Annotated in this window: 10 protein-coding genes; 1 reads left to right on the top strand and 9 read right to left on the bottom strand. The window is 72.1% G+C overall.

Annotation, left to right across the window (positions count from 1 at the left end; translation table 11 throughout):
• Positions 1-76: 76 nt before the first annotated feature.
• Entirely contained in the window at positions 77-1462 is a 1386-nt protein-coding gene (locus tag AC6F7H_RS29435; RefSeq protein ID WP_500760346.1) for an OFA family MFS transporter, read from the top strand.
• Between the two features lie 143 nt (positions 1463-1605).
• On the opposite strand, the gene AC6F7H_RS29430 is transcribed toward AC6F7H_RS29435, so the two are convergent.
• The 9 genes from AC6F7H_RS29430 to AC6F7H_RS29390 all read right to left on the bottom strand — a co-directional run bounded on the left by AC6F7H_RS29430 (position 1606) and on the right by AC6F7H_RS29390 (position 14237).
• Entirely contained in the window at positions 1606-2823 is a 1218-nt protein-coding gene (locus AC6F7H_RS29430; protein ID WP_500760343.1) for a sugar phosphate isomerase/epimerase family protein, read from the bottom strand.
• A 116-nt stretch (positions 2824-2939) separates the two neighbouring features.
• Positions 2940-4346, bottom strand: a complete 1407-nt coding sequence (locus AC6F7H_RS29425; RefSeq protein WP_500760340.1) for an alkaline phosphatase family protein — start codon at positions 4344-4346, stop codon at positions 2940-2942.
• Positions 4343-5548, bottom strand: a complete 1206-nt coding sequence (gene eboE, locus AC6F7H_RS29420) for a metabolite traffic protein EboE (RefSeq protein WP_500760338.1) — start codon at positions 5546-5548, stop codon at positions 4343-4345. The genes AC6F7H_RS29425 and eboE overlap by 4 nt, the downstream gene beginning before the upstream one ends.
• A 3-nt stretch (positions 5549-5551) precedes the next feature.
• Positions 5552-6445: a TatD family hydrolase gene (locus tag AC6F7H_RS29415; protein ID WP_500760335.1), complete on the bottom strand. Its 894-nt coding sequence runs from the start codon at positions 6443-6445 to the stop codon at positions 5552-5554.
• Positions 6445-7188: an EboA domain-containing protein gene (locus AC6F7H_RS29410; protein ID WP_500760333.1), complete on the bottom strand. Its 744-nt coding sequence runs from the start codon at positions 7186-7188 to the stop codon at positions 6445-6447. Before AC6F7H_RS29410 ends, AC6F7H_RS29415 begins: the two co-directional genes overlap by 1 nt.
• A gap of 14 nt (positions 7189-7202) precedes the next feature.
• Entirely contained in the window at positions 7203-8117 is a 915-nt protein-coding gene (locus tag AC6F7H_RS29405; protein ID WP_500760330.1) for a sugar phosphate isomerase/epimerase family protein, read from the bottom strand.
• On the bottom strand, positions 8114-9181 hold the full coding sequence (locus AC6F7H_RS29400; RefSeq protein ID WP_500760328.1) for an SCO3242 family prenyltransferase: 1068 nt from the start codon (positions 9179-9181) through the stop codon (positions 8114-8116). Before AC6F7H_RS29400 ends, AC6F7H_RS29405 begins: the two co-directional genes overlap by 4 nt.
• Complete coding sequence (locus AC6F7H_RS29395) at positions 9178-10371, bottom strand: inositol-3-phosphate synthase (protein WP_500760325.1); 1194 nt, start codon at positions 10369-10371, stop codon at positions 9178-9180. The genes AC6F7H_RS29400 and AC6F7H_RS29395 overlap by 4 nt, the downstream gene beginning before the upstream one ends.
• 143 nt (positions 10372-10514) lie before the next feature.
• A complete protein-coding gene (locus AC6F7H_RS29390) occupies positions 10515-14237 on the bottom strand; it encodes a ThuA domain-containing protein (RefSeq protein ID WP_500760322.1) in 3723 nt (1240 codons plus the stop codon).
• Positions 14238-14357: the final 120 nt, after the last annotated feature.

The following is a 14357-nucleotide window of genomic DNA, read 5'->3' as shown; positions in this document are numbered from 1 at the left end:
GGGACCCGAACGCGCACGAAAGGCATTGGACAGGGGGCGCTGGCCAGAACTTTCGACGCAAGGGGTGCAACACGACATGACAACGACCGATCTACGCAATTCGGTTCCCTACCGGGAGGTGGCGGACGCGAACGGACGCGTCTACCGCCTCGGTGAGACCGACGTCGACATCATGGGCCGCAAACGCAAGTGGATGGTCATCCTGCCGTGGGTCGGCATGATGGGCATCAGCTCGGCGGAGTACGCGTTCGCGTCGGCCGAGGACACCCTGCACACGGCTCACTCGTGGAGCAGCGCGCACATCTTCTGGATGCTGGGGGTCTGGGTCTTCTTCCAGGCGGCGGTGGCCTTCCCGGCGGGCAAGCTGCGGGAGAGCGGCCGGCTGCCGGCCCGCTGGGCGATGATGTGCGGTGCGGTGGGCACCCTGCTGGGCTATCTCTCGCTCGCCTTCGCACCGCATGTGATCGTCGCGTATCTCGGCTTCGGCATGTTCAGCGGTATGGGCGCCGGCATGGTGTACGCGACCTGCGTGAACATGGTCGCCAAGTGGTATCCGGAGCGCAAGGGCGGCAAGACCGGCTTCGTGAACGGCGGTTTCGCCTACGGTTCGGTGCCGTTCGTCTTCATCTTCACCGGCTTCATGGACCTCACCAACTTCCGGTGGGTGCTGGTCTCCGTGGGTGTGTTCCTGGCCGGTGTGGTGGCGGTGTCCGGCTACTTCTTCAAGGACCCGCCGAAGAACTGGTGGCCGGGCGACATCGACCCGCTGAAGAAGCCGACCGACGCGCGCACCCGGCGCGCGCTGGAGAAGAACCCGCCGGCCGTGCACCAGTACACCCCCATGGAGGCGTGGCGCACCGGCCGGGTGGCGCTGATGTGGTTCTGCCTGCTGTGCACCTCGGGCGTGAACATCTTCGGCATCGCCTTCCAGGTGCCCTTCGGTGACGACGCGGGCTTCGCCGGGGGCATCGTGGCGACCGCCATGTCCCTGAAGGCGATCGTCAACGGCACCGGCCGCGGTGTCATCGGCTGGCTCTCCGACCGGTACGGCCGCAAGCAGTGCCTGATCTTCGTCTGCATCGTCCTCGGGCTGGCCCAGTACGGCATCCTGTTCTCCGGGAACATCGGGAACCTGCCGCTGTTCCTGGTGTTCTCGTCCATCTCCGGTTTCGGCGGCGGTGCCATCTTCCCGATGTTCGCGGCGATGACCGCCGACTACTTCGGTGAGAACAACAACGCCACCAACTACGGCCTGGTGTACTCCTCGAAGCTGGTCTCCGGTCTGCTCGGGTCCGGTATGGGCGCCGTCGTGGTGGCCGCCTGGGACTACGCGGGCGCGTTCATCCTCGCCGGTTCGATCTCCCTGTTCGCCGGTTGCGTGGCGGTGTTCCTGCATCCCCCGGGCCGGCCGAAGGCCCGCATCACCCCGAACCCGCGGCCGCTCGGTGACGAGACTGCGTGAGCCCGCGGACCGCCGGAGCCGCACACCGTCCCTGTCCCACGACACCGGCACCGGCACCGGCACGAGAGCTTCGTCCACACGGACCGGGCGGTCCCTCCCGCGTGCTGCGGGAGGGACCGCCCGGTCCGTGTGCGCTTTCGCGGTCAGCGGCGACGCTTGCGCAGGGCCGCCAGGTTGTCGTAGCTGATCTTGGCCTCGCGCAGCGACTGCCCGGGGTCGGTGGCGCTCGGGGCGGTGTCGTCCTCGACCATCGGGTTGCGGTAGTTCCGCTGCCCGACCCGGGAGAAGAACGTCGTGTAGTCGATGACTCCGGTTCCGAAGGGCACCATCTCGTAGCCCATGCCGTTGGTCGTGCTGACGACGCCGTCCTTGGCGTGGAACAGCGGGTAGCGCTTGTTGTTGCGGGCGACCAGGCCGGCCGGGTCGAAGACGTTCCTGCGCGTGGAGCCGTCGTGGGCGGTGTACGTGTGGAACTTGTACTGGGCGACATGCGCCCAGAAGATGTCCATCTCCAGCCAGACGGCCTTGGGGTCGGTGATCTTGAGGAAGTACTCCAGCTTCCGGATGCCCGAACTGCGGGTCGGCCGACCCTGGTCGTCCAGCGGGCCGCCGTCGAGCAGGAAGCCGTAGGCGCCGTCGTGGTTGTGGGTGTAGAGCTTGATGCCCTCGCGGCGGGCGATCGCGCCGAGGGCGTTCCACTTGTCGGCGGCCACGTCCCAGTCGGCGCGGTGGGAGCTGCCGGTGGGGTCGCCGCCGGTGCCCATGTGGTCCAGGCCGAGGATGTTGGCGATCTCGAGGTGCTTCTTGAAGGTGTCCAGGTCCGCCGTGGTCAACGGCCAGGAGGACGGGATGAAGCCGTGGTTGCCCTGGGCGCGCAGGCCGTAGTCGTCGAGCCAGGAGCGCAGCAGCCTTGCTCCCGCGACGGATTCGAGACTGGCGCCGCCGGGTGCGTTCGCGTGCTGGTTGTAGCCGGCGAACTCCACCTGGCGGTAGCCGTGGCGGGCCAGCTGCTTGAACACCTCGCGGAAGCCGGAGGGCAGATCGGTGGACAGCGGGTCGCGGCCGGTGGCGTCACGGACGGTGTAGAGGATGATGCCGCGCTTGTGCGGCGGGACGAGCACCTGTCCGCCGCTCCCGTGACCGTGGTCGTGCCCGTGGCCGTGGTCTCTGCCGCGGTCGTGGGCCAGGGCGGGGGCGGCCCCGAAGACGGGGAGCGCGACGGCCCCGGCCGCCGCGGCGGTGCAGGTGCTGAGGAAACGGCGCCGGTCCACGCCCAGGGAGCGGCGCAGTCCCTCGTCCGGGGCGTCGGTGGCCGAGGCGGTGACGGTCTCGGCGCGGGAGGGGTCGGAGTACAGGGTCACGAGTGGCCTGCCTTCTCGGTCGTGGCCGGTTCCGGTCCCGCCGGGACCGGCCGTTGTCAGTGCCGTGTGTTTCACTCTCCGTAGCTGGATCTCGGAGGGGCCTGCGTGGTGGTGCGTCAGCCGAGTCCGGCGAGCCGGAGCAGGAGTTGTTTGACATCGGTGGCCGCGACACGGTCGCCGACGGCACGGGGGGTGGAGCAGATGAGGAGCGGACCGTCGTCGTCGCTCGCGGGGAGGCGACCGTGGCTGCCCCGAATAGGCGAGGGGTCGAGGGGCACGACCGCCATCCGGTAGCGCATGCCGATCTTCTTGCGCGCCAGTGCGGTGGCCGCCTTCACCTTGACGTACGGGTCGAGGGGGTCCATGAAGAGCTCGACCGGGTCGTAGCCGGGTTTGCGGTGGATCTCGACGAGCTGCGCGAAGTCGGGCGCGCGCTCGTCGTCGAGCCAGTAGTAGTACGTGAACCAGGCGTCGGGTTCGGCGACGGCGACCAGTTCGCCGGCGCGCGGATGGTCGAGGTGATGGGCCTTCTTGCCCTCGTCGTCCAGGAGTTGGTCGATGCCGGGCAGCCCTTCGAGGGCGGCCCGGGTGGCGTCGAGGTCCTCGGGGCGGCGCACGTAGACGTGGGCGATCTGGTGGTCGGCGACCGCGAAGGCGCGCGAGGCCATCGGGTCGAGGTACTCCATGCCGTCCTGCGTGTGCACCTCCAGCAGACCCGCGCGGCGCAGGGCGCGGTTGATGTCCACGGTCCGGTTCACACGGGTGATGCCGTACTCGGACAGCGCGACGACGGTGCGCCCCTCGGCGCGGGCGTCGTCCAGGAGCGGGGCCAGGGCGGCGTCCAGGTCGGCGGCGGCTTTCAGGGAGCGCGGGTCGTCGGGGCCGAAGCGCTGCAGGTCGTAGTCGAGGTGAGGGAGGTAGCAGAGGGTCAGGTCGGGGTGGCGGGTGCGCATGATGTGACGGGTGGCGTCGATGATCCACCTGCTGGAGACGAGGTCTGCCCCGGGCCCCCAGAAGTGGAACAGGGGGAAGGTGCCGAACTTCTCGGTGAGTTCGTCGTGCAGGGCGGCCGGCCTGGTGTAGCAGTCGGGTTCCTTGCGGCCGTCGGCGTAGTAGACCGGGCGGGGGGTGACGGTGATGTCGGTGTCGGCGCCCATGGCGTACCACCAGCAGATGTTGGCGACGGTGTAGCCGGGGTGGGCGCGGCGGGCGGCGTCCCAGAGTTTGTCCCCGGCGACGAGACCGTTGTGCTGGCGCCACAGCAGGACGTCGCCGAGTTCGCGGAAGTACCAGCCGTTGCCGACGATGCCGTGCTCGGAGGGGAGGGTGCCGGTGAGGAAGGTGGACTGGGCGGCGCAGGTGACGGCGGGCAGGACGGTGCCGAGCGGTGCGCGGGAGCCGGACTGGCCGAGCTTCTTGAGGTGGGGCATGTGATCGAGGAGGCGGGGGGTGAGGCCCACGACGTCGAGGACGAGGAGGGGGGTGGGGCCGGCGGTGCGGTCCGCTGTGGGGTCCGGGGTCATGGGAGTTCCTTCAGGCCTAGGTCCGTCAGCAGGTCGCGGGCGAGGGTGAGTTCGGCGGCGATGCCGTCGGCGAGTTGGGCGCGGCCCCGGGGCCGCAGCTCGGGTGGGAGGGCCTGCCAGGTGTAGGTCTCGACCTCGAGGTGGCGGGTGAGCGGGTGCGGGCCGCCGACGAGCCGGGTCAGGGCGGTCTTCAGGACGGGGAGCGTGGAGGTGAGGGGTGCGGTGGGGGCCGCGTGCAGCGGGACGTGGAAGTGGGCACGCCAGGGTGCCGCGTCGGGCAGGGCGTCGCCGGCCAGGGCCTCGTCCAGGTCGTCGGTGCCGCGCAGTCCGGCGGCGATGGGGGTCCCTCCCGCTCGAGCGGAGTCGAGAGTGGGGGAGGTGCGGGTCTGGTGCAGGAAGCGGGGTTCGGCGAAGGCGGCCAGGGCCTCGCGGACCTCGGGGAGGTGGGGCTGTTCGGCGTGCAGTGCGGCGGAGAGCTGGGACTTGACCACGGGGACGCCGGCCCGGGTGAGGTCGTCCAGGGCGGTGTGCGGGTCTTCGAAGGAGGTGGCGAGGTGGCAGGTGTCGACACAGATGCCGATGCGGTCGTGCCCGATCGCGATGAGCGGTTCGATGGCGTCGTGGGTGGTTTCGACGACGCAGCCGGGTTCCGGCTCCAGGGCGATGCGGATGGAGCGCCCGGTCAGCTCCTGGAGCGCGTCGAGGCGTTCGGCGAGGGCGCGCAGGGCGGTGCGGGCCGTCCGGGCGCGCTGCTCGTCGTAGGCGGTGCGCCAGGCCAGGGGAAGGGTGGAGATGCTGCCGTCGGGGACGTCGTCGGGGAGGAGTCCGGCGAGCAGGCGGGCCAGCGAGGTGGTGTGCTCCAGGCGCTCGGGATCGGCCCAGTCCGGCTTGTAGACGCGGTACTTGACCTCCTCGGCGCCGAAGCCCTCGTAGGGGAAGCCGTTGAGGGTGACGACCTCGAGGCCGCGCCGGTCGAGTTCGCAGCGCAGGCCGCGCAACGCGGACGGGTCGGTGACCAGGGCGTGGGCGGCGTCCTTGGCGAGCCACAGGCCGATGCCGAGCCTGTCCCGGCCCAGGCGGCGGCGGACGGGCTCGCAGTGGTCCCGCAGCTGGGCGAGGACGCCGTCAAGGGTCTCGGCGGGGTGGACGTTGGTGCAGTAGGCCAGGTGGACGGTGGAGCCGTCGGGGTGGCGGAAGCGCATGGCTCACGCCTCCGCGGCGGGGGCGCCGGCGGCCCGCGCGGGCTCGTCTTTGGGCGCACCGCGCAGGATGGAGTTGCCCTCGTGGGTGGCCTCGGTGGCGGTGACGTCGAGGGCCAGCCGGCCGCTGAGCCCGTAGAAGGCGACGGGATTGCGCCACAGCACCCGGTCGACGTCGTCGTCGGTGAAGCCCTCGGCGAGCATCAGGTCGGCGACCTTGCGGGTCTTGAGCGGGTCGCTCTTTCCCCAGTCGGCCGCGGAGTTGACCAGGACCCGCTCAGGGCCGTGGGCGCGCAGGATCGCGACCATCCGCTCCTCGTCCATCTTGGTGTCGGGATAGACGGAGAAGCCCAGCCAGCAGCCGCTGTCCTTGGCCTCCTTGACGGTGGTCTCGTTGAGGTGGTCCACCAGGACACGGTCCATGGGCAGCGCGGACTCCCGGACGACGTCGAGCGTGCGGCGCAGACCGGCGAGCTTGTCGCGGTGCGGGGTGTGCACCATCGCGGGCAGGCCGTGGTCGGCCGCGAGCTGGAGCTGGGCGGCGAGCGCGGTGTCCTCGGCGGGTGTCATGGAGTCGTAGCCGATCTCTCCGACGGCCACGACGTTGTCCTTGACGAGGTACCGGGGCAGCAGGTCGAGGACGGGCGTGCAGCGCGGGTCGTTGGCCTCCTTGGGGTTGAGGGCGAGGGTGCAGTGGTGGGCGATGCCGTACTGGGCGGCCCGGAAGGGTTCCCAGCCGAGGAGGGCGTCGAAGTAGTCGAGGAAGGAGGCCGGCGAGGTGCGGGGCTGGCCGAGCCAGAAGGCGGGCTCGACGACGGCGCGGACACCCGCCGCGTACATGGCCTCGTAGTCGTCGGTGGTCCGCGAGGTCATGTGGATGTGGGGGTCGAAGAGGCGCATCAGGACTCCTTGCCGTGGGGGCCGTGGGGGTCGTCCGTGGCGGGCGTCGGGGTGGCGGACTCGGGCCGGATCAGGGTCTGTACGCGGTGCAGGTCCTCCGGGACGGGGCGGCCCGCGGCGGTGCGCTCGTCGGCGTAGTCGCCGAGCATGCGGGCGAGTTCGCCGTCGCCCCGGGCGCGCCGGGGCAGGTCCGCCACCCGGTCCACGTCGACGCCGGTGAACAGGCACTTCAGTACGGCGTGCCGCCAGGCGTGGGCGTCGAGGTGCCGGGCGCAGTACGGGCCGACGGCGGCGGAGACGAGCCGGGTGTCGTTGGTGCGCAGCGCGTCCTCGACGAGCGGGCGCGCCTCGGGGCCGGGCACGAGGTGCGGCAGGGCGTGCAGGACGGCCCGGCGTTCGTCGGCGGTGCCCTGGTGGTAGACCCGGGTCAGCGCTTCGAGGTCGGCGCGGGCCGCGTGCAGGATCAGGACGCGGGCGGCGTCGGCGTGGGCGGGGCCGCAGCGGCGGCCGGCCTCGGCCAGGCGCAGCTCCCAGATGGAGAGGGGCCCGTGAGTGCCGGGGCGGTCGGCCGCCTCATCGAGGGCCTGGTCGAGCCAGGCGCGGGCGGCTCCGCCGAGCTCGGCGGTGAGGGCGGCGCGCAGGTCTGCGGGCGGGACGTGTGCGGGGGTGATGCCCTGGGGGTCCTGCCCGGCGGGGGCGCCGTCCACGTCCCGGGTGGCGTGGGTGGCGTGTGGCTGCGTCATGGGGGTGGCTCCCTTCAGTGGGTGGCGGAGGGCTCGCCCGAGCGGTTCGTGCGGGGGGACGCCGCCGCGGCCCGGCGGAGGAACGGGAGGGAGCGTTCGGCGAAGTGGGACCCCGCGTGGGAGTGGCGGGGCAGTTCGACGACGGTCAGGCCCTGGTAGCCGGTGGCGGCGAGGGCCGCGAGGACGGGCGGGAAGTCGATCTCGCCGTCCCCGAAGGGCAGGTGTTCGTGGACACCGCGGCGCATGTCCTCGATCTGGACGTGGCGCAGCCAGGGGGCTGCGTCGCGTACGCAGTCGGCGGGAGGGAGGGGTTCGAGGCACTGGCAGTGGCCGATGTCCAGGGTGAGGCCGAGTGGCTCGGGGTCACCGAGCGTGCGGCGCAGGTGGTGGAAGTCGGCGAGGGTGGCGAGGAGGTGTCCGGGTTCGGGTTCGACGGCGAGCGGGACGCCGGCGGTGGTGGCGGCGTCCAGGACGGGGGTGAGGGTCTCGGCGAGGCGTTTCCAGGCGGTGTCCTCGTCCGTGCCGTCGGGGACGGTGCCGCTGAAGCAGTGCACGGCGTGCGCGCCGAGGTCGGCGGCGACGCGGACCGCCCTCAGGAGGAGGTCGACGCGGCGGGCGCGGTCGTCCGGGTCGGGGTCCAGCAGCGACGGGCCGTGCTTGCGGCGGGGGTCGAGCACATAGCGGGCACCGGTCTCCACGGTGGCGCCGAGCCCGAGCGCGTCCAGCCGGCGCGCGACCCGGCGGGTGCGGGCGGCGAGGTCCGGGGCGAGCGGGTCGAGGTGCATGTGGTCGAGGGTCAGTCCGACCCCGTCGTAGCCGAGGTCGGCGAGCAGGGCCAGGGCGTCGTCGAGGCGGAGGTCGGCGAGGCCGTTGGTCCCGTAGCCGAAGCGGAGAGGGGGCGAGGGGACGCCGTTCGGGTTCCGGCTCACGTGATGCTCACCTTCCTCATGGCGGACCTCCTCGCGAACATCCGGCCGGCCGGGGCCAGGGCCGCGACGAGCAGGGAGGTGACGGCCGAGCCGGAGCGGGCGGTGAGCGCGGCCTGGAGCGGGATCGTGGCCCGGATGCCGCTCCCGACGGCGCGTTGGGTGAGCGGGGGCGAGGGGTTGAGTGTGGCGTGGAGGTAGGGCCGGGCGGCCGTGGCGGCGTAGGCGGCGCCCAGGGCGGTGGCGAGGGCGCCGGTGGCCCTGGGCGGGCCCTCGGCCGGGCTGGAGCCCGGCAGGCCGGGGGCGGCTGCTGCCCGCCGGCCTGCCGGGGGTCGGGTGGGTCGGGTGACCAGTCGTGTCAGCGCCCCCGTCGTCGCGAGGGCCGCCAGCGGGGCCAGGACCGAGCCGCCGGTGGTCTCCCGGCGGGAGACGGCCGTGACCGCGAGGGTGTGCGTGCCGAGCAGCGCCGCTGAGGGCAGCGCGGCCCGGGCGCCGCCGCCGGTGGCGGCCGCGCCCAGGAGCAGGTCCAGTCCGCGGGCGGCGGCCATGGCCGCGGGACCGGCGGGGGTGTGCTTCAGGGCGAGGTCGTAGGCCCAGACGGTCGCCGCCAGGGGCGCGGCCACCGCGAGGGCGGGGCGTCCCGCACCGGCGGCGAGCGCCAGTCCGGCGCCGGTGAGGGCACCGGCGGCGGTGAGGGCGGCGGCCGGACGGATGCGGCCGGACGGAAGCGGGCGGTGCGGGCGTTCCACGGCGTCCTCGGCGCGGTCCGCCCAGTCGTTCAGGGCCATGCCGGCCTCGTACAGGCACAGGGAGGAGCCGATGGCGAGCAGGCTGCGGGGCCCGGGGCGCGCGCCGGCCGCCGCCGCGCCGGCCAGGGCGTCGCCGGGGACGGTGAACAGCGCGGGCAGGCGCAGCAGTTCGGCCCAGGCGCCCGCGCGGCGGGAGCGGGAGGTGCGGGGCGCGGGGCCGGAAAGGGGCGTGGCGGCGTCCCCGGGGGCCGGGCCGTCCGTCGCCGTCGGCCCGGCCGGCGCGGGCGTGTCTCGCGCCGGGGCGGCCGCGCGGCTCATCGCCGCACCCCGTGCTCGTCGGCGCCGTCCCGCAGCCGCCCGGCGAAACGCCTCAGTTCCGCGTACTGCTCGGCCAGTGAGGACGGGCCGTCCCCCACCGGGTCCTTGAAGTAGAAGCCCAGCTCGCTCAGCGGGCCGGACAGGCCCCGCTGCCGGGCGCGGACGACCAGCCGGGCCAGGTCGAGGACGAGCGGCGCGGCGAGCGCCGAGTCGCAGCCCTGCCAGGTGGTCTGCAGGACCATGCGGGCGCCGAGGAAGCCGTCGAAGGCGATGTGGTCCCAGGCCGTCTTCCAGTCGCCGAGCGCGGGTACGTCGTCGATGTGGACCTCGCCCTCGGGGGTGGTGCCGAGGGTGTCGGCGAGGACGCGGTCCTTGCCGGCGTTCTTGGCGGCGGCGGCCGCGGGGTCGGCGAGGGCGGCACCGTCGCCGCCGCCCAGGAGGTTGGTGCCGGACCAGGCGCGCACGGCGAGGGCGCGCTGCAGGAACATCGGGCCGAGCACGGAGCGCAGCAGGGTCTGCCCGGTCTTGCCGTCGCGGCCCGCGTACGGCAGACCCGAGGACTCGGCGAGCGGAGCCAGTGCCGGGTGGTGCAGGCCCGTGGAGGGGGTGAAGTTCACGTAGGGGCAGCCGGCGCGCAGGGCGGCCGCCGCGTAGCGGGAGCTCGGCGGCAGGGAGCCGTCGGCGGGTGCGGGCTCGGTGGAGGCGACGTTCACCACGACGGCGCCCGTGAGGCCCTGGCGGCGCACGAAGTCGCGGATGTCGTCGGCGAACACGTCGATCAGTTCGTCGTCGTGGCGGCCCGAGCCGCCGTCCGTGGCCCCGGGCAGGGGGCCGCCGGGCCTGATCTCCCGGTCGGCGGCGACGAGTTCGGCGTGCACGGCGGAGGGCAGGCCGTGCGGCAGGACGCCGCCGGCGGCGAGGTGTTCGGCACGTTTGGGCAGCGGGCAGTCGACGGTGTCGTGGCCGCCGAAGACGAGGGACGACAGCGGCGGCAGGCCGCACGAGGTGAAGTCGGGGGTCTCGGTGACCATGCCGGTCGGCGGGTGGAGTCCGGCGGCGACGGCGGCGCAGCCCGCGATCGCGGTCGTGGCCACGGATCCGCGCGCCCCGATGAGCCAGACGCCGAAGCGCGGGGCCGGGGAGGGGACGGAGGTGGGGGTGGGGGTGGGGAGGGACGGTTCGGCGGACATGGGCAGCCTCCTTGTCGTACGCGAACCGGGTGTGAGGCGCCGGAAGCGGACCCTCGGGGGCCCGGCGGGGTGCCGGGCGCGGGGCCCGGCCGGACGGCGGGCGGAGGTCCGGCGTCCTCCGCCCGCCGCCGTTCCGGTCGCCCTTAGGAGGGCAGCTCCTTCAGCTGGATGTTGCGGAAGGAGACCTGGTCGTCGGCCCCGTGGTTCTGGAGGCCGATGTAGCCGTCGGTCAGGCTCCGCTCGGGGTCCTTGTTGGTGAAGTCGTTGATCTTGACTCCGTTGAGGAACACCTGGAGCCGTTCGCCCTGGACCTTGATCTCGTAGGAGTTCCACTGGCCGGGAGGACGCAGGACCTGGTCACGGGCCTTGATGTTCGCCGACTGGAACGAGTAGACGGAGCCCGTGGTGCGGTCGGGCGCGTCCGTGGCGTCGATCTGGATCTCGTAGCCCTTGTTCACCGCGGACCAGGGGTCGTCGGAGGCCGGGAAGCCCACGAAGACACCGGAGTTGTCGTCGCCCCGCATCTTCCAGTCGAGCTTGAGGGAGTACGACTTCAGCTCCTTGGCCTGGTACCAGAGCAGGCCCATGCCGCCCTCGGTCTCCAGGGTGCCGTCCTTGACGTTGAACTTGCCGGGGCCGGCCTGCTTCCAGCCGTCCAGGGTCTGGCCGTTGAAGATCTTCCGGTAGTCCTTGCCGGGCTTGCAGTCCGCCTTGACCTGGCCGGTGGCGTACTGCAGACCGCCGAGCAGATGGGCGCGGAAGGCCTCCTCGGCGTAGGACTCCTTGGTGTGGCCGCCGCCGGTGTAGAAGGAGCGACCGCCGCCGTAGCCCTGGCACCAGGCGATCGGGTGGTCGCCCTTCATGGTGCCGCCCTGGTAGGTCGTCTCGTCGAGGGTGGCGAGGACCTTGGCCTGCTCACGCGGGTTGGTGCGGTAGTTGTACCACTCGTCGGTGCGCTCCCAGGCGTCGTCCAGGTGCGCGGTGGACGGGTGGTCGTGGTCCTCGACGCGCACGGTGGCCTTCTGGATGGCCGGGTGCGAGTCGAAGTAGGCACCGACGAGGCCGCCGTAGAACTCCCAGCCGTACTCGGTGTCGGCGGCGGCGTGGATGCCCAGGTAGCCACCGCCGTCCTTGACGTAGTTCTCGAACGCCTTCTGCTGGGTGGCGTTGAGAACGTCACCCGTGGTGGAGAGGAAGGCCACCGCGTCGTACTTGGCGAGGTTGGTGGTGGTGAACTGTCCGGCCTCCTCGGTCGCGTCGACCGTGATGCCTGCCGGGGCGCCGAGTTCCTTGAGGGCGGCGATGCCTGCCGGGATGGAGTCGTGCCGGAAGCCGGCGGTCTTGGAGAAGACCAGGACCTTCTTGCCGCCCTTGAACGGCTGGGTGGAGAACTCGAAGTCGTCCACGTCGTACAGCGCGCCGTCGCCGCCCTTGAAGACCAGGTAGATCTCCGTGGTCTTCTTCGGCAGGGACCGCAGCGGCACGTCGACGTTCTGGAACGTCTCCCAACTGCCGGTCGGCGGGATGTACGCCGAGCCGTGCAGCGGCCCGTCGGGCGAGCCGGTGCGCAGTTCGATGAAGCCGCCGGCGCCGCCGGAGGAGGCCCGCACGGTCATCTTCTTCTGCCCGTCGAACCGGTAGGGGCTGAAGGAGATCCAGTCGCCGTCGTGGATGTCGCCGACGGTCTTGCCGCCGTTGGCGGCGGTCTTGTCGAAGGTCTTCACGCCCGACTGGGTGGTGAAGTGCTCGGCCTGGCGGTGCAGCGGCTGGAGCACGGTGCGCGCGGTGCCGGTCAGGGCCTCCTGGCCGTTGGCCCCGCCGTCGGTGTAACTGGCGCCGACGACACCGTAGATGTTGGCGTTGGGGTCGTGACCGCCGTCTCCGGCGGGCGGCTTGAGGGTGCCCTCACAGCCCGTCTCGCTGGTCAGCTCGTGGGCGTGGGAGTCGTGGCCGAGGCTGTAGACGACCTTGACCTTGGAGCAGTCGACCTTCTCCTCGGGGTCGGTGACGGTCACCTTGAACGGGACGGGCTCGCCGAAGGCCGCCAGGCTGCCGTTGCCCGGGACGTCGATCGTCACCTTGGGCTCGGTGTTGCCGACCACGATGCGGACGCTGGCGTTGCCGGTGTTGCCCTCGGGGTCCTTCGCGGTGAAGGTCGCGGTGTAGGTGCCGACCTTCTTGTACTTGTGGGTGGGCTTGAGGCCCTCGCCCTTGGTGCCGTCGCCGAAGTCCCAGCTGTAGGTGAGGTCCGGGGAGTCGGCGTCCTTGGCGGAGGCGGTGAAGGCGACCTTGAGGCCGGCCGCGCCGGAGGTCTTGTCCGCGCTCACCTCGGCGATCGGGGAGAAGCCGTCCTGGGCGTTCTCGATCCGGTACAGCGCGGAGTTGTCGTCGCCCTGGAACCAGGAGAGGCCGTAGTCCAGCACGTAGAGCGCGCCGTCGGGGCCGAACTCCATGTCCATGATCTGGGTGCCGGTCCACGGGAAGTCGTTGATCTTCGCGACGGAGCCGCCGGACCCGTCGTCGCCCTGCTCGATCCGCTTGATCCAGCGGCGGCCGAACTCACCCGCGAAGAAGTCGCCGTCGTACGCCTCGGGGAACTTCACCTTGGAGTCGAGCTCGGCGTCGTAGCGGTAGACCGGGCCGGCCATCGGGGACTCGGAGCCGCTGCCGAACTCGGGCACGGAACCGCCGTCGTACGGGATCCAGGCGGGCTGGGCGGGCGGCAGGTCGGTGAGACCGGTGTTGTGCGGCGAGGTGTTCTTCGGGGCGTCGCAGTCGAACGTCTCGCCGGAGGTCTTGGTGGCGAAGTCGTAGTCGACGTAGGCGTCGTTGTCGCCGGTGCAGAACGGCCAGCCGAAGTTGGCGGGCTCGGTGACCTTGGCGAACTCGACCTGTCCCGCCGGGCCCCGCTTCGGGTCGGCGGCGCCGGCGTCGGGACCGTAGTCGCCGACGTAGACGGTGCCGGTCTTCTCGTCGACGCTGATCCGGAACGGGTTGCGGAAGCCCATCGCGTAGATCTCGGGGCGGGTCTTCTCGGTTCCGGGCGCGAAGAGGTTGCCCTCCGGGACGGTGTACGAGCCGTCCTCGGCGACCTTGATGCGGAGGAGCTTGCCTCGCAGGTCGTTGGTGTTGCCGGAGCTGCGGCGGGCGTCGAAAGCGGGGTTGCGGCCGGGCCGCTCGTCGATCGGCGTGTAGCCGTCGGAGGCGAAGGGGTTGGTGTCGTCGCCGGTGGACAGGTAGAGGTTGCCGTCGGCGTCGAAGTCGATGTCGCCGCCGACGTGGCAGCAGGTGCCGCGGGACGCCTCGACGTCCAGCACCTTCTTCTCGCTGGCCATGTCCAGCGTGCCATTGGGGTTGAGGACGAACCGGGAGAGGCGGTTGACACCGTCGAACTTCTCGAAGTCCTCGGCGGTGCCGGTCTCCGGGGCGTCGCCCGCTGGGGTGTCGAGCGGCGGGGCGTAGTAGAGGTAGATCGCCCGGTTGTTCTCGAAGTCCGGGTCGATGCCGACGCCCTGCAGGCCCTCCTCGTCATGGCTGTAGACGGGGACCTTGCCGGCGACCTTGGTGACGCCGCCCTGGTCGGTGAGGCGCAGTGTGCCGTCGCGCGAGGTGTGCAGGACGCTGCGGTCCGGGAGCACGGCGAGCGACATCGGCTCGCCCGTCTCGGGCTCGCCCTTGGCGAGCGGTACCTGCTGGAACTGCCCCTCGGCGGCCGCCGGTTCGTCGTGTTCCGGGTGGCCCGGATGGGCGCCGGCGACGGTCGCCGGGGCGCCCACGGCCAGCATCAGGCCGGTGAACAGGGCGAGGGTGGTGCGAAGTCTGGGACGCCTCGTGGTGTGGGTGGGTTTGAGTCTGCTTCTGTGCACGAAGTCCCTCCGGGAACGGGGTGGGGCCGTACGGAACGGTGCGAAGACGTGCGGTGCGTGCGGATGCCGGGGTGCGCCGTCACCCCGGAGGCGTGGGTGTCCTGAACACTTCAGGGACGG

It is taken from the genome of Streptomyces sp. MMS24-W38 (assembly GCF_059889265.1).
The sequence above is the reverse complement of the archived record's forward strand: the minus strand, read 5'-3'. Positions and strand labels throughout refer to the sequence as shown.